This window comes from Listeria monocytogenes, from assembly GCF_013282665.1.
GTDB lineage: Bacteria > Bacillota > Bacilli > Lactobacillales > Listeriaceae > Listeria > Listeria monocytogenes_C.
Window position 1 is genome coordinate 592,527 of sequence record NZ_CP054041.1, and the last position, 22,397, is coordinate 614,923.

Genomic DNA, 22,397 nt, shown 5'->3' on the forward strand with positions numbered 1-22,397 from the left:
AATAATAGCATATTCATCCCTTGAACTGTCAAAATAATCCATCACCTACTATCTAACACATGCTTTTCACTGCTTTTTATGTTAAATTAAAGTAGTACATAATTATACGTTATGAAAGGTGGTCATACTTAATGGACGATTGCATTTTCTGCAAAATAGTTCGCGGTGAAATTCCTTCTGCCAAAGTGTACGAAGATGATGAAGTATATGCTTTCCTTGATTTAGGGCAAGTCACAGAAGGTCATACACTCGTAATTCCCAAAAAACATGCTAGGAACACATTTGACTTACCCGATGAAACGGCCGCTGAATTATTCCGCCGCGTACCCAAAATCGCGAGGGCATTAAAAGAAGCTTTACCAATTCAGGGATTAAATATTTTAAATAATAATGAAGAAGTTGCTTTCCAATCTGTTTTTCATTGTCATATCCATTTAATACCAAGGTATAGCAAATCAGATGACTTTGGGTTAAAATGGAAAGATAACGCAGACTGGTATACGCAAGAACGTTACCAAGAAATTGCTGAACTTATTGCAGCAAAAGTAGACTAAAATGACTTTATGGATGGAGTGGAGTATAAATGAATAAAAAATCACTTATTTTCGGTATTTTAGCTGGTGGGGCAATTGGAGCTGCAGCCTCAGTATTGTTTGCTCCAAAATCCGGCAATGAACTTCGAAAAGATATTGTCGCTAAATCAGGCGAAGCAAGTGTTATTTTAAAAGAACTCGCATATAATGCAAATGAGCTTATCCAATCAGTTCAAGTTCTTGGCACAGAAGGTTCTACTCTATTAAAAGATGTTTCCTCTGACATCATGGAATCTGTTTCCAAATGGAATGAAGAAATGGAACCGGAGAAGAAACGCTTAAAAGACGAAATCAAAGATATGCAAAAAACAATTTCTGACTTAGAAAAAACACTAAAAAAAGATAATAAATAAGTAGAAAAACTGGGCGACTGCTCAGTTTTTTTATTTGCCTCAAACCCCTTTCAAAAAATCGTCATAATTAGACAATAATTTCTCTAAAAAAAGCTTGAATTTTGTAGCATTTGAGCATACAATACTATGGTGCCTTCTGACAGAAGAGTACTATTTTAGCTATAACTGGAGGAAAGCTTACAATGCGCTGCCTTAAATCAATCAACACAGAGCGACGAGACGAATTTAATCGACTTTTCCTAAAAGGAATTCTTGTCTGGCTAGCTGCCGTATGTATTTGTTTTTTAACACAACATTTAATTTACCCTGGTCAACTTACAAATGACTATCAACTTGCTAGCTTTTTAGGTATTATTTTAATTTACCCCATTCATAAATTACTTCATATTCTTGGATGCTTTAAATATCGCGAAGGAACTGTTATTCAATGGCGCATCCATTTCTTTTTCCTTCCATGTATTAAATTAAATATTAAGCGCATAATACCAAAATGGCATTACATTTTTTCGTTAATTTTACCATTTTTGATTATCACTGCTATTTTAGTTGCATTAATGCTTCTTACACCCATCGGACATTCAGGTATGTTCCTGATATTACTTTCTGTCCACTTCGGAATGAGCTTTTCTGATTTTACACATATTAAAAAACTATGGAAAATGCCAAAGAATTGTTTTATCGAAAGTGCAGAACGTGGGTTTTCTATTTTGATTTCTGACTAAACCATAAGAATATCATTAAATTTCTTTCATCTTTTCTTTTTATCTTTAATTTATGTTATGATAGTTATTGTGTTAAGCGGGAATTATTCCAACAACTAAGGAGTGTGTTTTATTTAATGAAGAAGAAATTAATACTTGGACTTGTCATGGTGATGGCATTGTTCAGTCTAGCAGCGTGCGGTGGCGGCGGAGATGTCGTTAAGACAGACTCTGGCGATGTAACAAAAGACGAACTTTATGACGCAATGAAAGATAAATACGGTTCTGAATTCGTACAACAACTGACTTTCGAAAAAATTCTTGGCGATAAATACAAAGTAAGTGATGAAGACGTTGACAAAAAATTCAACGAGTATAAATCACAATACGGCGATCAATTCTCTGCTGTTTTAGCTCAAAGTGGCTTAACAGAAAAATCATTCAAAAGCCAACTTAAGTACAATTTGTTAGTTCAAAAAGCTACGGAAGCCAATACAGATACTAGCGACAAAGTTCTTAAAAAATACTACGAAACTTGGCAACCAGATATTACTGTAAGCCATATTCTTGTAGCTGATGAAAACAAAGCCAAAGAAGTTGAACAAAAACTGAAAGATGGCGCAAAATTTGCTGATTTAGCGAAAGAATATTCCACAGATACTGCTACTAAAGAAAATGGTGGAGAGTTAGCTCCATTCGGTCCTGGTAAAATGGATCCTGCATTTGAAAAAGCAGCTTATGCCCTTAAAAACAAAGGCGACATTAGCGCTCCAGTAAAAACACAATATGGATACCACATCATCCAAATGGACAAACCTGCAACAAAAACAACTTTTGAAAAAGATAAAAAAGCTGTAAAAGCTTCTTACCTTGAGTCTCAATTGACTACTGAAAACATGCAAAAAACGCTTAAAGAAGAATTCAAAAAAGCTAATGTAAAAGTAGAAGATAAAGACTTGAAAGATGCTTTCAAAGATTTTGATGGTTCTTCATCTAGTGAAAAAGAGTCATCTAAATAAGCAATAAAAAACACGCTTGGAATTTTCCAAGCGTGTTTTTTTGTTATTCAAACGTAGGATTATAAAATGAACGATTGTCTAATCCAAATACTCGTTCACTGAATTCACCAGGTTTTGTATGTTTTAATACTTTATCCATCATATTCAAAGATGCATCCATTAAATCAATTTGGTGTAAAATCTCTGCTTCACGCACAAGTGGTGGTTTTGGGCTACCCCATTCCCCTTTGCCGTGATGAGAAAGAAGCACATGTTTTAATACCACGACTTCTTCACCATCAATCGAAAGTTCGTCAGCAATTTTACTAACTTCTTCCACTACGATAGATATATGACCAATTAAATTACCTTCCAGTGTGTATGTTGTCGATACTGGACCAGAAAGTTCAATAACTTTTCCTAAATCATGTAAAATCACACCTGCGTACAATAAATCCCGATTAACAGATGGGTATAGATCAGCGACCGATTTAGCAAGACGTAGCATGGAAACTACATGAAAGCTCAAACCAGAAACAAATTCATGATGATGACGCATTGCTGCTGGATAATCATAAAAATCATCTTGATATTTTTTTAACAGCGCTCGTGTAATTCGTTGTAAGTTTGCATTTTTCATTTCAAAAATATATTGTGTAATTTCATCGGCCATTTCTTCTTTATTAATTGGCGCGGTTTCCATGAATTCACTGGCACTAACACCATCTAGCGCTGTAGCCTGTCTAATTTGGCGGATTTTCAATTGTTTACGACCACGATAATTTTGAATATCACCCATAAGGTGAACTATTTGTTGTACTCCGTAATTCGCTTCATCACTTTCTTTAACATCCCAAAGTTTTGCCTCTAATTCACCTGATTTATCTTGCAAGACAAGGCTCAAAAAGGGCTTTCCGTTGCTAGCCGTTCCTTTTACGCTTGATTTAATTAGCAAGAATAAGTCTACTGTTTCCCCAACTTCAAAGTCTAATAATCTTTTTTCCATTGTATCGCCTTCTTTCTTTCTGTAGTAAGAAGTTTCTTCACCCATTATAGCACGCGTATGTCCTCACTGGAAAAATATTTGCGAGTTTCTTGATGGCATGTGAAAAAAATGACTTGGTTTTCACTTTTTCGTTTTTGTAGTAGCTGCATCATTTGTCCCATTCTCGAGGAATCAAAATGCACAAATCCATCATCAATTATGATTGGAAGTGGAAAGTCTTTGTGAATAACATCAATTAATGCAAAACGAATAGCCAAATATAGCTGTTCCTTAGTTGCTTGGCTAAGTTCTTCAGGGAAGAACGGAATACTACCCTTACTCTCTACTTGAAGCCTATTATCTTGCAAATAGACTTTTTTATAATTCCCACTAGTTAAGTGATTAAAATATTCACTTGCCAATTTTAATGTTTTTGGAAGTTTTCCTTCTTGTAACTGTTGCATCGTGTTTTGCAACATTTGAAGCGCTAGCTTTGTTTCTGTCCACTCAGCTGAGATTTGCTGTAAGTTACTTTTTTCTGAATAAAATTCTTGCATCAGTCCAGCGAAAGTACCACCTTCTTCTAATTTGTCTAGTGCATGGTTTTGTGCTGCGAGTGAGGCATGAAGTTGCTCTTGTTCTAATTCTATCTGCCGTAGAGCTTCTTCTAATTGCAGTTCTTTTTCTTTGATAGTTGCTTGGTTTTCATATTGATTTAGAGCTTCTCGCTTTTCTGGCTCAAGTTGCGCTTCTATTAAAACTAATCGTTCGCGCCATTTCTGTTCTTCTTTCACGCGCATTGCGGCCATGCGGAAGTCTTCTTCGTTACTCACATTCGCACGTTCTAGTAAGTCAGCCTTTTCTTTCTTTACAAGTAATAAATCTTGCTTAACTAAATCTAATTGCATCGTTACTTGTTCCAATTTTTCAGCGAGCTTTGCGTTTTCAGTTAAGTGGTTCCGATAATAGAGCAAACCCTGACGGAGAAAAGTGATTTTTTCTTCCATGTCAGTATAATCTACAGGCAATTTTAAGTTTTCTAGTCTTGCCCTATATGCTTCTTGCTTCTCTACTAATGGTTCTAGTTTGGAGATAAGTTCCATTGCTAATTGCTTTTTTTCACTATTTTTTTTGTAAGCGCTAAGTTCATAAAGCCAGTTCGAACTAGGTTCACTATTTATTCCCAAGTCAGAAAAGAAGTGCCTCAGTTCCATCGTATGTTGGTAGATATTTTCACTTAATTTATTCTCAGCTGCTCTTAATTCCGCAATTTGTGAAGCAACCATATCCATTTCGTTCAAAAGTTGTTGCCATTCTTGTCTTATTTTCTTTTGTTCTAAAAAAGCTAGAATTTGCTCATTATTTGTTGGAGAGGATTTTCCAGTAGTAATAAAAGCATAACCCGCTATAAGGGCAAAAACAAAAACAAGTGCTACACTCCAAATAGCTTGGAAAACTATCATCAAGATGAACGCTACTGCAAATATGCCCAAGGAAACCATCGTCTTAGTTCTAAAAGTTTTAGGACTATCCTGCATTTTTTCTTTTGCTTGTTGGAATGTTTTATTATCCCACATCTCCGCTTCTATTTGATCAATCTTCTTTTGGAGCTTTTTTTCGGAGTCATTAGTATATTTTAATTTCAGCTCGATATCATGTTGTTGCTCTTTGTAGGACTCTTCTTTTTCTTTTAAATGAATCATTGTTTGTTCTAGTTCGCTCGACCATATTCTAAGTGGTTGTTTTGTGTCGACTTGCTGAAATTTAATTTCTTGGTTTAAATTCTTTAACTGGATTTCTCGCTCTCCAAAAGCTGCATACGTTTCGATTAGATACGTGACTTCTGCTTCATTTTCGGCAAAAAAAGTACTATGTTCATACTTATTGTTGCTAATTAGATTTTTTTTACGTTCTTCTAGTTGGATAAGTTGATTCTGCCATTCTTTTTCTCGAAGGTGTAAGTGTTCTAAACGAATAACTCCATCAGGTGGAAAAGAAGCTTCTGTTGTTTCTGAAGCTTTGTTACTGAGTGCTTTCCATTCTTGGTATAATGGCCACAAATCCGCTAATGTTGCTAATGTATCTAACTCCACTCGCATTGTTGTTTTTTCTTTTTGTAGCTCTGTTTGCCTTACTATCGCTTCTTCTTTCTCGTGGATTAATTGTTCATATTGCGCATTTTGTTTTTTGGCGTTTTGAAAAGCTTGTTGGGCTTCTTTTACTTTTTTTAGTTGTTGGTTAATTAGTGGATTTCGCCCGCTCGGTTTATATAGACTATCTAATTTTTTTTGTAACGCTTCGGCCGCCTTTAGAAGAGCGTCCGAACCTGTTGTTCCTGTTGCTAACAAATAGCGTTCAAATTCTTTCTTTTTCCATTGATGAATATTTTGCAAACCGTGTATATCGAATGAAAAAATAGCCTCATAGGTGTTTCGATCAATTTCGCCGATAATTTCTGGTAATTTTTCTTCTCCAGCAGTTTGACCATCTCCGTAATATATCCGAACATCTCCCGTTGCTTTTCCTTTTAAGCGTTCAATGATGACTCTTCCTAAAGGTGTGTCTTCTAACGTTAACCTTCCGCCATATGGTCCTCCGTTTTTTGGCTCCATGCGTGGTATTGATTGTTGTTTCGTTGGGAAACCAAACAAAATACTATGTATAAAAGCCATAATAGTTGATTTTCCAGCTTCATTTTCACCATAGAACACTTGGAAATTGGTAATATTATTAAAATGAGCATCAGACCATTTTCCGTAACCAATAATATCAATAGAGGTTATTCTCATTTATCATCACCTTCCACTTCTGCAAGCGTCCTCCCTAATTCCATTAAAGCATCTTGTAGTAACCTCTCACGATCAATTCCAGACAAATCATCCAAGTATCTACTCACTCCACTTTCAAGATATAAAGCTTCTACCGCTTGGTAAAAAGCAGATTCATCTTGCAGGGTCTCAAACGAATGCTTGATTTCTTCTCCTGCTATATGCGATTCATACCATGTTTGTGAATTACTTTGATTCGTTATCTCCGTTGTTAATTTGTGTACCCATACAAAAGTATTACCTGTAACTTCTACTTCTTCTTGGAGCATCTGTAGCCAATCATTCGTATGGATTTTCTTTTTATTTCCCATCTTAACAATTATATGAAGAAAATAAGAGTGACTTCTTCCTTGATAACTTTCTAACATCTTAGTAATTTCACGATAAAAGGCATTTATTTCGCCATTTTCCGGCAACGTAATTACGACTTCTTCCCAAATAATTGGACTTGTTCCAATGAAATCAATGGTGGTACTTGCTTCTGATAATGTTATGATACTGGCGCCCTTTTCGCCTGATTCTTTGCGGTTTCGCCCTTGAATATTTCCTGGGTAATAAATGCTAGGAGACTCTGCAAGCAATTGTCGCTTATGAATGTGACCAAGTGCCCAGTAGTCAAAACCTTTTTTGCTAATTTCTTGCACACGAAATGGGGCGTACACATCATGTTCCTCGCTACTTGACACTTCTGAGCCATGTAATAGCGCAATATGAAAATCAGCATCGCCTTGAATCTTGTACTCACCCACTCGACTTGAGCGAATATGGCGTTCATTGTAACTAAACCCATAAATATTAACCCTCACACCAGTAGCTGTTTTATGCGACATTACGTCTACTTGCTCTGAAAAGACGTGCACATTGCTTGGTAATACGAGTTTTTCTTTATGCTTTTCTATGAAATCATGATTTCCATGAATCATAAAAACAGGAATATTTGCTACTTCTAATCGTTTCATTTCTTTTGCAAAACGCGCTTGAGCACGAACACTTTGATCTTCGCTATCATAAATATCTCCAGCAATTAAAACGAAATCTACTGCTTCTTTTATCGCAACAGTCGTAATCCGTTCTAATGATTGAAATGTACTTTCTTGTATGGCAGAAAAAAGCGGCTGTGGCAGTCCCGAAAGTCCAATGAAAGGACTATCTAAATGTAAATCAGCCATATGTAAAAATTGGATTTCTTTCATGACTTTCGCCTCCTGTAAAAAACCGAATATACGTTCTTATTATACATTACTATTGTTATAGGTACAAGCATTTCCAATAAAAAAGGTCCTATTATCTGCTAAATAAATAACAAATAATAGAACCACTTGAATTAATGAAAAATTAATCGTTAGCTACATTATAAAGATCTTGTAATGGCGTCATGATAATGCGATTTAGATCATTGATAATTGTGCTCATTGCTTGTTCTTTTTCCATTAGTTTAACGATTAGTTCGTTTTCTTGAACTTCTTGTGCTACTTGTTGAGCTACATCTACTGTTTCGTCGTCAATTTCTTGACCAGTCATTTGTTTTTCTTGAATAGTTACTTGAACATCACGGAAGCGTTCGAATTTTGCTTTTGCATCTGCATTTTCGTTTACTTCACGGTATGCATCTTGTAAGCTGATGAATTCAGGTGTTTCACGAATTCCTTTGTCTAAATCATGTGCTAAATCATAAATATTAATTGCCATTGATAAATCCTCCAAATATCTGTATTTGTCACTTCTGTTTCACTATAACAAAAACTCACCGGTTATTCCAGTATAAAAGAACTAAATCCACATTGCGAGAACGCCTTGGATAATTCCAATAAATCCACCTAAAATCCCACCTAAATAAGTAATCATTTTTAACTCTCTTCCAGAAATCTCTACAACAAGTTTTTCGATTTCAGGTAAAGAAAAAGTGGCAATTTGTGTTTCAACAAGCTTTGCTAAGTCCATTCGCTCGACTATTTCCGCACTATGTGTCGCCACAAAATCAAGCATTCTTTCTACTGCAAAAGGAATTACTTTTTCTATAATAGTTGTCTCATAATTACGTAATATCACTTGAATAGGCTGATTAAATAATTTCTCATGAGGGAAAGCTTGGATAAGTTCAGAAGTAAGCTGCCCCGCTAATTGAGCTTGCTTTTCAGTAGGAATAAGTTCCTCTAACTCTTTTGCTTCGAAGTTTTTCCATTCTGTCGTTAAAAGTTGGTTGATTAAATTTTTAGTATCTTCTTGATTAATAAGTTTCAAGCCTTCTTGTTGAATTTTTTCAGAGAAACTTTCTACATTAATGAACATTCTAGCCACGCTTCCCATTTTCCCGTGTTCTTCAAAGAAATTTTGCAACATTTGTTTAATTTGTATTTTACCTTCTTCACTCGCTACAAATAAGGCCATTTTACTCGTAATTCTCTCTGTTACATGTGGTAGTTTAGTTGTTAATTCTGACTCTAGCATCGCTGGGATTAAATCACTCATTTTCGTTGTTTTTTTAGTAGATAAAAAGTGATTAATTTCTTTTTCCATTGTTTTTTCTATCCATGCCATCGAACGGATTTCTGCATTTTCATAACCAAAATGATGTAGAAGTTCATTAGTTGTTGTTTCTAATTGCATTTTTTCATGGAACATTTTCGTAATAGTATCGGTTATTTCTTTTTGTAAATTCTCATCTAGCAACCGCGCACGAATGGCATCTTCGGTGAGTAGATGGCTCACTACTACTTTTCCGATATGTTTCGCTAGCTCATCGCGCCGTTTCGGGATTAATCCTGGTGTAAATGGTAAACGTTTATTAAATAAGTAAATGGCTTTGTAGGGGCGAAAAAGCATTCGAATGGCGATATAATTCGTCATTGCGCCAATAAACCCACCAATCACTGCCATTAAAAGTATCGTAAATAACACTGACATGTTTTGCATCTCCTAATATTTGTCTGGTAAAAGTGGTTTCATTATACGTGAAAAATCCCTAGACAACAATTGTTTCTAGGGAAGTTCATTCTAAAGTATGAGATTACAAATTAGTCATTTTTAACGGATCAATCCATAAATCAAATTGTTTTTCTGTCACAAAACCAGTTTTAATCGCCGCTTCTTTTAATGTCGTATTTTCTTCAAAAGCAAGCTTAGCAATTTTGGCAGCTTTTTCATAACCAATATGTGGATTCAAAGCTGTGACAAGCATTAGCGAGTCATTTACTTTTGTTTCAATAACCTTTTCATTCGCAGTAAGTCCTTCTAAACAATGCACTCGGAACGAACGCATGCTATCTGAAAGAAGTTGAACAGATTCGAGGAAATTAAAAATGATTACTGGCTTGTAAACATTTAGTTCAAAGTTTCCTTGACTTGCAGCAATATTAATTGTCGTATCATTTCCCATGACTTGAGCCGCTACCATCGTCATTGCTTCACATTGGGTAGGATTTATTTTCCCAGGCATAATAGAGCTTCCTGGTTCATTAGCAGGGATAGTTAGCTCACCTATACCGCTACGTGGTCCACTCGCTAATAAACGGATATCATTAGCTATTTTCATTAAATCTGAAGCAAGACTACGAATGGCGCCATGAACAAAATTAATCGGACTATGACTAGTTAAAGCAAAATACTTATTGGAATCAGAAGTAAAAGGATATCCCGTTTGTTTCATCAATTCTTCGGCAACCTTATCACCAAAATCACGTGTCGCATTTAAGCCTGTCCCAACTGCAGTCCCACCGATTGCAAGTGGCAAAATTGCTTTCATACTTGTTTCGAGATAGTTTTTATTATTCGTAAGACACGCTTCCCAACCACTAATTTCTTGACCAAGTGTTAATGGGGTTGCGTCTTGCAAATGTGTTCTGCCAATTTTAACAAGGTGCATATATTTATTTTTCTTCTCTGTCAAAACAGCTTCCATTTTAGTTATTTCTGGTAAAAGTTTTGTTATTAAAGCGTCGTATGCGGCAATGTGCATCGCTGTTGGAAATGTGTCGTTCGAGCTTTGCGACATGTTGACATCATCATTCGGATGAATTTGTCCTTCATTTAAAGTTAAGTTGGCAACGTGTGCGATAACTTCATTGACATTCATGTTACTCTGCGTCCCACTTCCTGTTTGCCAAACGACTAAAGGAAAATGGTCATTTAGTTTCCCTTGAATGATTTGATCACAAACCTGGCCAATCGCTATTGCTTTTTCTTCGGATAGTTTCCCTTCTGCTGCGTTCACTTTTGCAGTGGCTTTTTTTAATTGACCAAAAGCATATATAATTTCTATCGGCATGGGATTATCACCAATAGCAAAATTCCTTCTACTTCGTTCTGTCTGCGCTCCCCAATATTTCGTCGCATCTACAGAAATTTCTCCAAGTGTATCTCGCTCTATTCGTTCCATTTCGCCACCCCTTTTTATTCTATTTTAGTATAAACCGGATATTTTCGCAAAACACAGGAAAAATGTTCGCTATTCCGCTTTTGGGAGTGGTTTTATTTTTATCATTAGGATGGTTAAACTTACAAACAGAGCAATCCATATGATAGTTATGCAAATTGGTGGGATAAAATAATCCATCGTTTTATCAGACATAATTAGCATTGTTGCATTTTTACTTAGATAAGCCGGATTAAACATTTGAATCCAGCCGCCAAAACCACTGATTACACCTAAAACAATCGCTATAAACACACTGCTCATCGCAACAACCGCATTACTATCAAAAACCGCGCTCGCAAAAACAACCAAACTAATTACAAAGATAAACCAAATGGCGTAAACAAAAAATCCTTGAGTTAAAGAATTGATTGCTAATTCTCCAAATAAAAAGTACGTATAATAAGCAGCCAATACATAGCCAATGAAAAGAGAACTTAAACCTACCATACATTGCATTACCCATTTTGATAGCACATATTCCACTGCACTCACTGGTCTTGTCATAATAAACGCTAACATGCCTCTTGTTCGGTCATTCTGAATGCAAGCCATCGCAACAACGATGATAATGATAATGCCAATTTGATCAAACTGGGAACCAAGTGTTTGAGCCATAACCTCTTGAGCTGATTGATTTCCCATTAAAGCGACTACTTGTTCTGTCTCTGTGCCTGCGCCTACTGCTTTTAGAATTTCTGGTAAAAAATACATCATTAGTGGTTGTGTGAGTCCAAGAAGTGCAAATACAATCGGCAGCCATATGATTTTTAAACTTCTACGTTGTTCCAGCCACTCTTTTGCTAATAAAGCATTAAAATGTGTCATTTGCCCACCTTCTCCATAAAAATTTCCTCTAAGCTTTGGTGTCTGTTTTCGACACGAATAAATTCACCATCTATTTGTAATAAAGATTTCAAAATAGCTTCTGCCCCAGCTTTTTGGTTAGTTGTGTAAACTTGATAAACCATCCCAATTTTTTCAATTTTCTCCACGTGTTCATTTTGAAGTAGTAGCGTTTGCCATGCTTCACTGTCCCCACTAAATTCGACATCAAACACAGGGGAACTTTCTTCTTCCATAAGTTGCGCTACTGTCTTATCTGTAACCAAGTCGCCATTTTTAATGATGGCAATGCGGTCACAAATTTCTTCAGCATCTTTTAAAATATGTGTGGAAAACAAAATAGTAATCTCTTTTTTTAGTTTGGCTAATAGCAGCATCATTTCCCGGCGACCGATAGGATCAAGTGCGGATACTGGTTCATCTAGTACAAGTAGTTCTGGTCGGTGCAAAATGGCTTGAGCAATCCCAAGTCGTTGTCGCATTCCTCCTGAATACGTGCTAATTTTTTTATTCGCACTCTCTTCTAGCCCTACTAATTTTAAGACTTCTTTAATGCGTGCTTTTAAATCATTTTTTTTCATATTAGATAGCTTTCCCATAAAATGAAGGCACTCTGTCGCGCTCATCCAACCATAAAATTCAGGATACTGCGGTAAAAAACCAATTTTTTCGCGAACTAATTTTGCATTTTGACCGTCTAAAGTAATTTGCCCTTCGTCCTGTGCTAAGATTTGGACAATCATATTAATCATGGTTGACTTTCCTGCCCCATTAGGACCAATAAGTGCTACACATTCTTTTTCATTGATAGTGAGGTCAATACCTTTAATAACCCATTTGCCATTGTATTTTTTCTTTAGTCCTTGAATTTCCAATTTTTTCATTAGTTACCTTCCTCTTTTCGGCCAAAAATAAAATAGGATATGGGGCCAAAAATGTTAATAACGATAATGACAACTAGCCAGATAACTGGATTTTTTCTTTCATTCCAGTTTTTTGTTAAGTCAATAATAGCTGTTAATAATAAAGCTAAATAGAGAAGGATTACGGGTATAATTAATGCGATTTGTGTTTTATCCAATGTACTCACCTCATTCTTTTGTTATACTCATTGTATAACAGTTATAATATTAATGCAATACAAAAAAGCACATTTTACTAGAGTCAATATAGTAAAATGTGCTTTTTATTAATTGCCTATTGAATCAATTAAGTTTCCAATGCCATCAGAAACTTTTCCACCGAACTCTTTTACTTTATCGGCGCCTTTTTTGATTGTTTCTCCAGCTTCATCGGCTTTTTCTTTCACACCACTCCAAAAGTCGCTGCCACTATTCTTTTCTTTTTCTTCTTCTTCTTTTTTCGTTGCGGTTTCTTGCGCGGCACTCTTCGTACTAAAGTCTGCTGATTTCTGATACTGTAAACCGCTATTCATTACGTAGTGGGCGAGGCTAGATACACCCGCAGAACTTGTCGTAGTTAGGTAATGTTCTTTGTCTGTTTTATCAAATCCCATCCAAACGGCTCCGACCAAGTTTGGCGTATAACCCACAAACCATTGGTCTTTTGTACCACTTGTATCATCAAAAGGTACTTGTGTCGAACCTGTTTTACCAGCCATTTCATGACCAGAAACAGCTGCACTTCGACCTGTCCCGGTATTGATAACGTCTAAAAGCATGGAAGTCATTTCATTAGATACTGTTTCTGAAATAATTTGTTTTGTTTTAGGAACATTTTCATATACTGTATTGCCTGATGGGTCAACTATCTTAGTAATAATATGTGATTCCGGTTTAGCACCATTATTAGCAAATGTCGCATACGCTGTTGCCATTTCAACTGGCGAAGCACCTTTACTCATACCACCAAGGGCAAGCCCGAGAGTTCTATCTTTTTCAGGAACTGTAATTCCGAATTTCTCGACAGATTTTACGCCTTTATCAATGCCGATTTGATCAAGTAACCAAACGGCAGGAGCGTTAATTGAGTTGGCTACAGCTTTATACATTGGGACTTCTCCGCTATAAACGCCACCCACATTGGTTGGAGTATAATTGCCTTTGTATGTTGTTTTTTCATCTTTTAGCATAGAGTCTACATCATAGCCAGATTGAAGCGCCGGTGTGTAAACCGCAAGTGGCTTCATTGTGGAACCTGGTTGGGCTTTCATCTGGGTCGCTCGGTTGAAACCACGGAAAACATGTTCTCCGCGTCCACCAACAAGCGCCCTAATTCCGCCAGTAGCAGGATCCATTAGGACAGCTCCCGATTGAACCAGTGTGCCATCATTTGCATTGGAAGGGAAAAGTCCGTCATTGTTGTATACTTTTTCTAAAGAAGTTTGATAGTTTTGGTCTAATTCTGTGTAGATTTTATATCCTTTTTGCATAATCTCATCTTGCGTTATATCTGCTTCATTTACAGCTTCATTGATAACTGCATCGATATACCACGGATATTTATTCGCAAGCGGATCTTTTGATTGATCATTTAAAACTATTTTTGTCGCTTTGTATTTGTCGCCTTCTGCTTTTGTAATGGTTCCTGTTTCGACCATCGCATTTAATACCATGTTGCGGCGATTCGTTGCTTTGTCAATATGATTGTATGGATCGTATGCACTTGGAGCTTGAAGTAGTCCGGCGATTGTCGCAGCTTCTGGTATGTTTAAGTCTGCTGCTGATTTACCAAAATATTTTAATGAAGCATTTTCGACTCCCCACTCTCCATTACCAAAGTAAGAGCGGTTTAAGTACATTTCCAAAATTTCATCTTTTGAGTAGGTTTTTTCAATTTCACGGGCCATAAAAATTTCTTTGGCTTTTCGTGTAAAGGTTTGTTCTTGCGTCAGTAGCGCGTTTTTGGCAAGTTGTTGTGTAATCGTACTACCACCACCAGAAATCCCACCGCTAGTGATTAAATTAACGCCAGCACGAGCAATCCCTTTCAAATCAAAACCTTTATGTTCATAAAATTTTCTATCTTCAATGGAAACTACCGCATTTTGTAAATTCTTAGAGATTTTATTAATGGATACAAATGTTGCATCCGTGGAAGAAAGTTCTCCCGCTTTGTCGCCATCTTTATCGTAAATAATCGTGGCTGACTCTAAACCTTTCTTCAGCGCGTCTATGTCGGCAGATTTTGCTACTATAACAAGATAAATGATAAAACTTAATAAAAATACAAGTCCAGCGAGTAAAAAAATCTTTCCGATATGTTTGTTTTTCCAGAAACGTCTAAATTTCTGCCATCCTTTGCTAATCCATTTTCCTATAAAACCAAAGAATAATTTTAAGTATTTAATAAGTTGCTGTTTGAATTTGTCCATGTAACTCTCCTATCTTCTACACGGTATTAAATAAACTATACACACAGTTATACACGTATTTTACGTTAAAAAGCAACTTTGCGCCACCAACTTTAGACCGATTTTTGTAATAATTTTGTAATAATCCATATTTCCTACATATTTATTAACCTCTTTTTTACAATTTCTTCATTTTAATGTTTTCAGTAATTCAAAAAGGGTAGATATTACTGTTACCATTACTTGTGTTTTGGTAATAATTATCAACTATATACTGTGTACAACAAGTAATGGCAGCAAATTTTACATGGATTCATTAATACGCCAGAAAGGAATTGGAATATGACGCAAAAGCTGATCTACTTTTTATCACAAACGCATATTCGAAGTGCCATTGCTGAAGCCTGGGCGAAAAGACTTTCACTTAGCAATGTCAAATTCATTAGCGGTTCTTGGCATAAATCCAAATCAACACCATTTATTGCAGAAGCGTTGAATGAGTTTGCAATCGAGCCTCCTGAAAGCTTGTCTTATTCTCCTAGCTCAGAACTACTGGCAGATGCTGATCTCATTGTAACAATTTATGATTCTGCACATGAAACTGCACCAAAATTTCCAGCTAACATACAAGAAAAAATTATTTATTGGGACATTGATGATCCAGAACAAGAAATAGCGTTACCAAAAAAATGGGCGAGTTATCAAGAAGTATGTGATAACATTGCCTTATCAGTAAAAAATTTAGAGCACGTATTGATAGAGGCTTAGATTTCGTTGTCCCGCCATTTGTAGGCGGGACTTTTATGTTAAAAGAGAAAGGAGAACCTACATAATGGACGGATACAACGATTTAAAAAAGGCAGAGAAAGCGGCATTTTTAAGTATATTTGCGTATTTATTTCTTGCGGTTTTAAAAATAGTTGCTGGGCAATTAGGAAACTCTGATGCCCTGTTTGCAGATGGTTTGAATAATACGACGGATATCGTTGCTTCCGTTGCCCTTTTAATCGGTCTTAGAATTTCTCGTATTCCACCTGATGCAGATCATTCTTATGGACATCGGCGGACAGAAACTATCAGCTCCTTAATTGCTTCTATCATTATGTTTCTAGTTGGTGTACAAGTTATTTGGAGTTCCATTGTTCATATTATTGAAAAAGAATTTGCAACTCCTTCTATGCTAACTGCTGTTGTCGCTCTTTTTTCTGGTATTTTTATGTATGCCATTTATTTATATAATCATCAACTTGCGAAAAAAATTGATAGTCAAGCGGTGCGAGCTGCTGCGTATGATAATCGCTCGGATGCCTTCGTTAGTTTTGGTGCATTTATCGGTATTATTGGTGCTGTCCTTGGTGCTCCTTGGCTTGATTCCGTGACAGCCTTTTTAGTAGGTATTTTAATAGTCTATACTGCGATCAAAATATTCTACGATGCTGCCCACACACTGACAGATGGTTTTGATGTTTCGAAACTTGAGACAATTCATGATTTAATTGCTTCCGTACCTGATGTCAAAAAAGTAATTGACATCAAAGCGCGAATGAACGGCAACCGAATTTGGATTGATGCGACTATCGCCGTAGACCCAGAGCTAAATGTGGTTCAAAGTCATGAAATTACTGAAATCGTTGAACAAAAAATTCGAAATGAATACGAGGGGGCTTTTACTTTAGTTCACATTGAACCATTTTTTGAATAATATTCGTTGTCAATAATGGTAAAGTCAACTATAATTTAGATTAAAGTATCATTTGCTGGGAGGGAATATTCGATGGGGCAGAGAAACTAATTCATATAAATTATCTAACTAGCATGAAAAATCAGCAGCAACACATTGGAGGATTTCTCTTCCAGGGCGTTTTTTCTTCTATATAGATAGTTTTTTCATAAGCTTATTTATATTAAATTAGGAGGTGTTTGCCTTAGCAGAAACTATTTCTGTCAAGGCGATTTATTGATATTAACCATTAAATTTTTAATTATAGCTTTACTTATTGCTATATCAGCGTTTTTCGTGGCAACGGAATTTGCGATTGTTAAAATGCGACCGAGCCGTTTAGACCAATTAATTGCGGAGAAAGATAAACGTGCGGTCCTTGCTAGACATATTTACAACCATTTGAACGCTTACTTATCTGCCTGCCAACTTGGGATAACAATTAGCTCTCTTGGACTTGGTTGGTTGGGTGAATCTACGGTAGAAGCGGCGTTACATCCGTTATTTAGCTTAATGGAACTTCCGCAATCAGCTATTACGATTCTGTCCTTCACGATTGCCTTTCTATTTATCACTTTCTTGCATGTAGTTGTTGGGGAACTTGTACCGAAAACACTGGCGATTGATAAAACAGAGACAGTTGCACTTGCCGTAGCGCGTCCACTGCATATTTTTTATAAAGTGATGTTCCCGTTCATTTGGATTTTAAATGGTTCTGCAGTTTTCATCGCGCGTCTTTTTGGCTTAGAACCTGCATCAGAACATGAAATTGCTCATACCGAAGATGAATTAAAAATAATCGTCGGCGAAAGTTATAAGAGTGGTGAAATCAACCAATCAGAATTTCGTTATGTGAATAAGATTTTTGATTTTGATGAACGAATGGCGAAAGAAGTTATGATTCCGCGAACAGAGATTGTGACCGTTGATACAGGTTCTACAATCGGGGAATTATCCGACATTATGCAAAATGAACGCTATACACGCTATCCGGTTATTGATGGCGATAAAGACCACGTTATCGGCGTACTTAACTTAAAAGAGATTTTGTCAGCATATGTTGAACATGGATCTAACCCAAGTTTTAGTATTGACCCGTATGTAAAACCAATTATTCGAGTGATTGAAACGATTCCGATTAAAGAATTACTTTTCCGGATGCAGCGTGAACGTTCCCATATCGCAATTTTACTTGACGAATATGGTGGTACTTCTGGGCTCGTTACAGTAGAAGATATTGTCGAGGAAATCGTTGGTGATATTCGCGATGAATTTGATGCTGATGAAATTCCAGAAATTCGCAAAATCAAAGACGGTCACTATATTGTTGATGCGAAACTTCTTATTGATGAAGTAAATAATATTTTAGGTACTGAAATCGAGGAAGAAGAAGTCGACACAATTGGCGGTTGGTTCTTAACACAAAATTATGAAGTAGAAGTTGGGGACGAAATTGATTACGATGGTTTTATTTTCCGCGTAAAACAAGGCGAACCTCATCATATTGAATATATCGAAATCATCAAAAAAACGAATGATTAATCAAAAAGTAGCTATTCCTCTAATAGGATAGCTACTTTTTTTATATACGATGCGCTAACATAAATTGTTTAAATTTCTCTGCTGCTGGCGTTAATGTTTGGTTTTTCGCGACTGCAAGATAAAAGAATCGCTCCCAGTTTGGGCTTCTAATTGGTAAGACTTTGACATCTACATAATTTAAAATGGGCATATTCGGAACTACAGCAATTCCAAAGTTTTGTGCGACCATTCCAGCAATGACTTGGTCCACTTCAATTTCATATGCGATTTGATAATCGGCTCCAATTTTTCTGAATAAATCATCGATAATTGGACGCAAACCACTTTTTTTCGAGAATGCGATATGCGGATAATCTACAGTTTCGATTAAATCAATCCAGTCTTTTCCAGCAAGCGGATGATTTTTAGGGACAATGAGCACTAATTCTTGCTTGGCAATTGGGGTAAAGTGAATATTTTTTTCATTTTCAAGCTTAGAACAAATACCAATATCAAATTTCTTTTCTTTCAGGCCTTGAATGATATCAATCGAAACACCCGTATGGAAAATAAAATCGATTTGTTTTTCTGGTTCGGTTTGGAGGAATTCTTGAACAAGCTTTGGTATTAGCGATGTGCCAAGTGTTTGCAAGAATGCCAAGTCAATCTGCCCTTCCCCATTCGCCGCTTTTTTAGTCGTCGCGACACCCGCATCAATCATATCTAATGACTCTTCCACATAATCAAGAAATACTTTTCCAGCTTTACTTAACCCTATATTCCGCCCTTCTTTTTCAAATAAAGGGATACCTAATTCTTGTTCTAAAGAAGAAATTGCGTGACTTAAACTAGGCTGTGTAATCAGCAATTTTTCAGCTGCTTTTGTGTAATGCTCCATGTGCGCCAGTGTGACGAAGTATCGTAAATGGTGTAAATTCATGCTTCTCTCCTAACTAAAAAGTTATCTATGCAATTTATCTATCAATTAATAGAACAATACCAATTTGTTTTTATGGAATAGTCATAATACAATTAAACTGTAGTTACGCCAGTGAAATAAACTATTCCTTAAAAACCAATATACGGTAGAATAGGTTAACTGTCCAGTTCCTTTTTCATCTATTGAAGGCGTTATCACATCAGAGATTTTTAATTTAGTGGAATTTATTTTTTTGCTGGTGTTTGTGAAAATATTATCAAAGTTTCTTGTGATTTTCATTATGGAGAGGAGATAATTTTTATGACAAATGCAAATGGCAACTTAAAAAAATGCCCCATCACGATTAGCTCTTACACACTAGGGACGGAGGTTTCTTTTCCTAAACGAGTGAAAGTCGCTGCTGAAAACGGTTTTGACGGAATTGGCTTGCGTGCAGAAAACTATGTTGATGCGCTAGCTGCTGGATTAACTGATGAAGACATGTTACGCATTTTAGATGAGCATAACATGAAAGTAACGGAAGTGGAGTACATAACCCAGTGGGGCACTGCCGAAGATCGTACAGCAGAACAACAAAAGAAAGAGCAAACAACTTTCCACATGGCGCGATTGTTTGGCGTCCAACATATTAATTGTGGTTTGCTTGAAAAAATCCCTGAAGAACAAATCATTGTCGCACTTGGTGAATTATGTGACCGCGCAGAAGAATTAATTATTGGTTTAGAATTTATGCCATATAGCGGTGTAGCAGACTTACAAGCAGCTTGGCGAGTAGCAGAAGCATGCGGCCGAGATAATGCGCAACTTATTTGTGACACGTGGCACTGGGCTAGAGCAAACCAAACAGCAGAATCTATCAAAAATGTTCCCGCTGATCGGATTGTTTCTATCCAACTATGCGATGTCCACGAAACACCTTATAAAGAACTTCGTGAAGAATCACTTCATGATCGTCTAGCTCCAGGAGAAGGATACGGAGATACGGTCGGGTTTGCACAAATTTTAAAAGAACATGGTGTAAATCCACGTGTCATGGGAGTCGAGGTTATCTCAGACTCTATGGTAGAAACTGGTTTAGAGTATGCTGCTATTAAAGTATATAATGCAACAAAAAAAGTTCTGGATGAGGCATGGCCAGAGATTTCTCCACGGTAACCCACTACTCAATTATGTGAAATTGATAACGTAGTAGAAATACTCCCTTTGAAAGGAAAGTGTTATTTTTGAAATTTAATTCGATGTTTTCACCTATTGATATCGGGCCAATGAAAGTGCCCAACCGCTTTGTCGTATCGCCAATGTGTAACAACTATGCAAATACAGATGGAACTTTATCAGATACTTCCCTTGCTTACTATAAAGAACGAGCACTTGGAGGTTTTGGGCTTATTACTTTTGAAGCGACTGTTGTAGATGTGCGCGCAAAAGGCGGAGCAAATAAAGCTTGCTTGTATAGCGACCATCAAATTGCTAGTTTTAAACGAGTGATTGATGTCTGTCATGACGCTGGAGCAAAAATTTCTGTTCAATTACAGCACGCTGGACCAGAAGGTAATTCCAAAGTTTCTGGTTTCCCTTTAAAAGCAGCTTCGGCAATCGCCTCTGCTGCCGGACGAAACACACCAGAAGCCATTTCGAGAGAAGAACTTTATGAATTGATTGAGCTATACGGAGAAGCTGCTTTACGCGCAAAAAAAGCGGGTGCTGATGCGGTTGAAATTCACTGCGCACATGGTTATCTAGTAAGTAGTTTCTTATCCGCACGAACGAATAAACGTGTAGACGAGTTTGGTGGCTGTTTTGAAAACCGAATGCGATTACCACGTCTTATTATTGAAAGTATTCGTAAACGTGTTGGTCATTCTATCGCAATCCTTTGCCGAATTAATAGCACAGATGGTGTGGAAGGTGGACTCAGTGTTCAAGATAGCGCAACCGTCGCAGCTTATTTAGAAGATTGTGGTTTGGATGGTTTGCATGTTTCTCGAAGTGTCCATATTCGCGATGAATACATGTGGGCACCAACCGTCTTGCATGCTGGATTTAGCTCTGATCTTGTAACACAAATCAAACGCGCTGTTTCTATCCCAGTAATTACTGTGGGTCGTTTCACAGAGCCGCATTACGCGGAATTAATGGTTCGTGAAGGCCGCGCTGATTTGGTTGCTTTCGGGCGTCAATCTTTAGCAGATCCAGAAACACCAAATAAAGCTGCAGCAGGAAAACTAGACGAATTACTTCCTTGTATTGCTTGTCTTCAAGGTTGTGTGGCTAACATGTATGCCGGAAAACCAATTACTTGCCTAGTAAATCCGTTACTCGGACGTGAATCTGAAGCTTACTTACCAAAAACTCCAAGTAAAAAAGTGATGGTTGTTGGTGGCGGCGTTGGTGGACTTTATGCTGGATGGATGGCCGGATCTCGTGGTCATGATGTGACAGTTTATGAAGCATCCGATATGATTGGCGGTCAAATGCGTTTAGCTGCCTATCCTCCTGGTAAAGGCGACTTAACAAACATGGTTCGTAGTTACATTAAAAAATGTGAACAGTTTGATGTCGAAATTAAAACAAACACACCCGTTACATTAGAACTTATTCAAAAAGTTGCACCAGATGCTGTCATTATTGCAACTGGCGCCACTCCACTAGTTTTACCAATTCCAGGTATCGAGGATGCAGGATTGATTCATGCAGTCGACTTACTGGATGGAAAAGAGAAATGTGGTCAAAAAGTTCTTGTTGTAGGTGGCGGTATGGTTGGTAGTGAAACAGCTGCATTTTTAGGTGAGGCTGGTCATGATGTTACCGTGGTAGAACTTCGTGATGAAGTCGGGGCAGATGTCATTTCTGAGCACCGTAAGTTTCTTATGCGTGATTTCGATGAATATAAAATCAAAAGTGTTACTAATGCAAAAGTAACGAGTTTCTTTGAAGACGGAGTAACCTATTCCCTAGCTGACAACAAAGAAGAGCGGATCGATGGTTTTGACTCTGTGGTTCTAGCAATGGGATCAAGAGCCTATAATCCGCTAGAAGAAGCTATTAAGGCAATTGTACCGGAAACCTATGTTATCGGTGATGCTGTACGCGCACGCCGGGCACTTGATGCAACGAAAGAAGCACTTGACGCTGTATTACAATTATAATTTATTGTCCTGCTCGCCCAGACAAAAAGCGAGTAGGAT

At 37.0% G+C, this 22,397-nt stretch carries 20 protein-coding genes; 9 read left to right on the forward strand and 11 right to left on the reverse strand.

What is annotated here, in order from left to right; translation table 11 throughout:
* The first annotated feature begins 131 nt into the window (after positions 1-131).
* The 4 genes from HRK21_RS02950 to prsA2 all read left to right on the forward strand — a co-directional run bounded on the left by HRK21_RS02950 (position 132) and on the right by prsA2 (position 2,666).
* The gene (locus tag HRK21_RS02950) at positions 132-554 is read left to right on the forward strand and encodes an HIT family protein (RefSeq protein ID WP_003723834.1); all 423 of its coding nucleotides are present in this window, start codon (positions 132-134) and stop codon (positions 552-554) included.
* A gap of 29 nt (positions 555-583) precedes the next feature.
* On the forward strand, positions 584-946 hold the full coding sequence (locus tag HRK21_RS02955) for a YtxH domain-containing protein (protein ID WP_003720598.1): 363 nt from the start codon (positions 584-586) through the stop codon (positions 944-946).
* Between the two features lie 182 nt (positions 947-1,128).
* Positions 1,129-1,668, forward strand: coding sequence for a DUF3267 domain-containing protein (locus HRK21_RS02960; RefSeq protein WP_070005837.1), 540 nt, complete (start codon positions 1,129-1,131; stop codon positions 1,666-1,668).
* Between the two features lie 116 nt (positions 1,669-1,784).
* Positions 1,785-2,666, forward strand: a complete 882-nt coding sequence (prsA2, locus tag HRK21_RS02965; protein WP_003739575.1) for a post-translocation chaperone PrsA2 — start codon at positions 1,785-1,787, stop codon at positions 2,664-2,666.
* Between the two features lie 43 nt (positions 2,667-2,709).
* Here prsA2 and yhaM read toward each other — a convergent pair whose 3' ends face one another.
* The 10 genes from yhaM to HRK21_RS03015 form a co-directional block, all read right to left on the reverse strand.
* Complete coding sequence (gene yhaM / locus HRK21_RS02970) at positions 2,710-3,651, reverse strand: 3'-5' exoribonuclease YhaM (protein ID WP_009924694.1); 942 nt, start codon at positions 3,649-3,651, stop codon at positions 2,710-2,712.
* 44 nt (positions 3,652-3,695) lie between these two features.
* Positions 3,696-6,419, reverse strand: a complete 2,724-nt coding sequence (locus HRK21_RS02975) for an ATP-binding protein (protein WP_070005836.1) — start codon at positions 6,417-6,419, stop codon at positions 3,696-3,698.
* The gene (locus tag HRK21_RS02980) at positions 6,416-7,651 is read right to left on the reverse strand and encodes a metallophosphoesterase family protein (RefSeq protein ID WP_070005835.1); all 1,236 of its coding nucleotides are present in this window, start codon (positions 7,649-7,651) and stop codon (positions 6,416-6,418) included. Before HRK21_RS02980 ends, HRK21_RS02975 begins: the two co-directional genes overlap by 4 nt.
* 142 nt (positions 7,652-7,793) lie before the next feature.
* Positions 7,794-8,147 carry a YlbF/YmcA family competence regulator gene (locus tag HRK21_RS02985; RefSeq protein ID WP_003739579.1) on the reverse strand — a complete coding sequence of 118 codons (354 nt, stop codon included), beginning with the start codon at positions 8,145-8,147 and terminating at the stop codon, positions 7,794-7,796.
* Between the two features lie 81 nt (positions 8,148-8,228).
* A complete protein-coding gene (locus tag HRK21_RS02990) occupies positions 8,229-9,362 on the reverse strand; it encodes a DUF445 domain-containing protein (RefSeq protein ID WP_070005834.1) in 1,134 nt (377 codons plus the stop codon).
* Positions 9,363-9,465: 103 nt separating this feature from the next.
* Positions 9,466-10,833 (reverse strand): class II fumarate hydratase, encoded by a 1,368-nt coding sequence (gene fumC / locus HRK21_RS02995; protein ID WP_070005833.1) that lies wholly within the window; start codon positions 10,831-10,833, stop codon positions 9,466-9,468.
* A 69-nt stretch (positions 10,834-10,902) separates the two neighbouring features.
* Positions 10,903-11,697 carry an ABC transporter permease gene (locus tag HRK21_RS03000; RefSeq protein WP_070005832.1) on the reverse strand — a complete coding sequence of 265 codons (795 nt, stop codon included), beginning with the start codon at positions 11,695-11,697 and terminating at the stop codon, positions 10,903-10,905.
* Positions 11,694-12,599, reverse strand: a complete 906-nt coding sequence (locus HRK21_RS03005; RefSeq protein WP_070005831.1) for an ABC transporter ATP-binding protein — start codon at positions 12,597-12,599, stop codon at positions 11,694-11,696. The genes HRK21_RS03000 and HRK21_RS03005 overlap by 4 nt, the downstream gene beginning before the upstream one ends.
* Positions 12,599-12,796, reverse strand: coding sequence for a PLDc N-terminal domain-containing protein (locus HRK21_RS03010; protein ID WP_003739584.1), 198 nt, complete (start codon positions 12,794-12,796; stop codon positions 12,599-12,601). Before HRK21_RS03010 ends, HRK21_RS03005 begins: the two co-directional genes overlap by 1 nt.
* 108 nt (positions 12,797-12,904) lie before the next feature.
* Positions 12,905-15,049, reverse strand: a complete 2,145-nt coding sequence (locus tag HRK21_RS03015) for a penicillin-binding protein 1A (RefSeq protein ID WP_003739585.1) — start codon at positions 15,047-15,049, stop codon at positions 12,905-12,907.
* Between the two features lie 321 nt (positions 15,050-15,370).
* Here HRK21_RS03015 and HRK21_RS03020 point away from each other — a divergent pair, with 321 nt between their 5' ends.
* The 3 genes from HRK21_RS03020 to HRK21_RS03030 all read left to right on the forward strand — a co-directional run bounded on the left by HRK21_RS03020 (position 15,371) and on the right by HRK21_RS03030 (position 18,290).
* Positions 15,371-15,796 carry a low molecular weight phosphatase family protein gene (locus tag HRK21_RS03020; RefSeq protein WP_003725911.1) on the forward strand — a complete coding sequence of 142 codons (426 nt, stop codon included), beginning with the start codon at positions 15,371-15,373 and terminating at the stop codon, positions 15,794-15,796.
* A gap of 64 nt (positions 15,797-15,860) precedes the next feature.
* Positions 15,861-16,730, forward strand: coding sequence for a cation diffusion facilitator family transporter (locus HRK21_RS03025; protein ID WP_070005830.1), 870 nt, complete (start codon positions 15,861-15,863; stop codon positions 16,728-16,730).
* Between the two features lie 255 nt (positions 16,731-16,985).
* Positions 16,986-18,290 (forward strand): hemolysin family protein, encoded by a 1,305-nt coding sequence (locus tag HRK21_RS03030; RefSeq protein WP_069887796.1) that lies wholly within the window; start codon positions 16,986-16,988, stop codon positions 18,288-18,290.
* Between the two features lie 40 nt (positions 18,291-18,330).
* Here HRK21_RS03030 and HRK21_RS03035 read toward each other — a convergent pair whose 3' ends face one another.
* Positions 18,331-19,209 carry a LysR family transcriptional regulator gene (locus tag HRK21_RS03035; protein ID WP_003739588.1) on the reverse strand — a complete coding sequence of 293 codons (879 nt, stop codon included), beginning with the start codon at positions 19,207-19,209 and terminating at the stop codon, positions 18,331-18,333.
* Positions 19,210-19,509: 300 nt separating this feature from the next.
* Here HRK21_RS03035 and HRK21_RS03040 point away from each other — a divergent pair, with 300 nt between their 5' ends.
* Together HRK21_RS03040 and HRK21_RS03045 are read left to right on the forward strand one after the other, a co-directional pair.
* On the forward strand, positions 19,510-20,364 hold the full coding sequence (locus tag HRK21_RS03040) for a sugar phosphate isomerase/epimerase family protein (RefSeq protein WP_003739589.1): 855 nt from the start codon (positions 19,510-19,512) through the stop codon (positions 20,362-20,364).
* Between the two features lie 68 nt (positions 20,365-20,432).
* Positions 20,433-22,358 carry an oxidoreductase gene (locus HRK21_RS03045; RefSeq protein WP_070005829.1) on the forward strand — a complete coding sequence of 642 codons (1,926 nt, stop codon included), beginning with the start codon at positions 20,433-20,435 and terminating at the stop codon, positions 22,356-22,358.
* Positions 22,359-22,397: the final 39 nt, after the last annotated feature.

Coding starts and splice junctions, on each gene's coding strand:
- yhaM (WP_009924694.1), bottom strand. CDS start 3,651: ATGGAAAAAAGATTATTAGACTTTGAAGTTGGGGAAACAGTAGACTTA.
- HRK21_RS02985 (WP_003739579.1), bottom strand. CDS start 8,147: ATGGCAATTAATATTTATGATTTAGCACATGATTTAGACAAAGGAATT.
- fumC (WP_070005833.1), bottom strand. CDS start 10,833: ATGGAACGAATAGAGCGAGATACACTTGGAGAAATTTCTGTAGATGCG.
- HRK21_RS03005 (WP_070005831.1), bottom strand. CDS start 12,599: ATGAAAAAATTGGAAATTCAAGGACTAAAGAAAAAATACAATGGCAAA.
- HRK21_RS02975 (WP_070005836.1), bottom strand. CDS start 6,419: ATGAGAATAACCTCTATTGATATTATTGGTTACGGAAAATGGTCTGAT.
- HRK21_RS03020 (WP_003725911.1), top strand. CDS start 15,371: ATGACGCAAAAGCTGATCTACTTTTTATCACAAACGCATATTCGAAGT.
- prsA2 (WP_003739575.1), top strand. CDS start 1,785: ATGAAGAAGAAATTAATACTTGGACTTGTCATGGTGATGGCATTGTTC.
- HRK21_RS03035 (WP_003739588.1), bottom strand. CDS start 19,209: ATGAATTTACACCATTTACGATACTTCGTCACACTGGCGCACATGGAG.
- HRK21_RS02950 (WP_003723834.1), top strand. CDS start 132: ATGGACGATTGCATTTTCTGCAAAATAGTTCGCGGTGAAATTCCTTCT.
- HRK21_RS03015 (WP_003739585.1), bottom strand. CDS start 15,049: ATGGACAAATTCAAACAGCAACTTATTAAATACTTAAAATTATTCTTT.
- HRK21_RS02980 (WP_070005835.1), bottom strand. CDS start 7,651: ATGAAAGAAATCCAATTTTTACATATGGCTGATTTACATTTAGATAGT.
- HRK21_RS03040 (WP_003739589.1), top strand. CDS start 19,510: ATGACAAATGCAAATGGCAACTTAAAAAAATGCCCCATCACGATTAGC.
- HRK21_RS02990 (WP_070005834.1), bottom strand. CDS start 9,362: ATGTCAGTGTTATTTACGATACTTTTAATGGCAGTGATTGGTGGGTTT.
- HRK21_RS02955 (WP_003720598.1), top strand. CDS start 584: ATGAATAAAAAATCACTTATTTTCGGTATTTTAGCTGGTGGGGCAATT.
- HRK21_RS02960 (WP_070005837.1), top strand. CDS start 1,129: ATGCGCTGCCTTAAATCAATCAACACAGAGCGACGAGACGAATTTAAT.
- HRK21_RS03000 (WP_070005832.1), bottom strand. CDS start 11,697: ATGACACATTTTAATGCTTTATTAGCAAAAGAGTGGCTGGAACAACGT.
- HRK21_RS03025 (WP_070005830.1), top strand. CDS start 15,861: ATGGACGGATACAACGATTTAAAAAAGGCAGAGAAAGCGGCATTTTTA.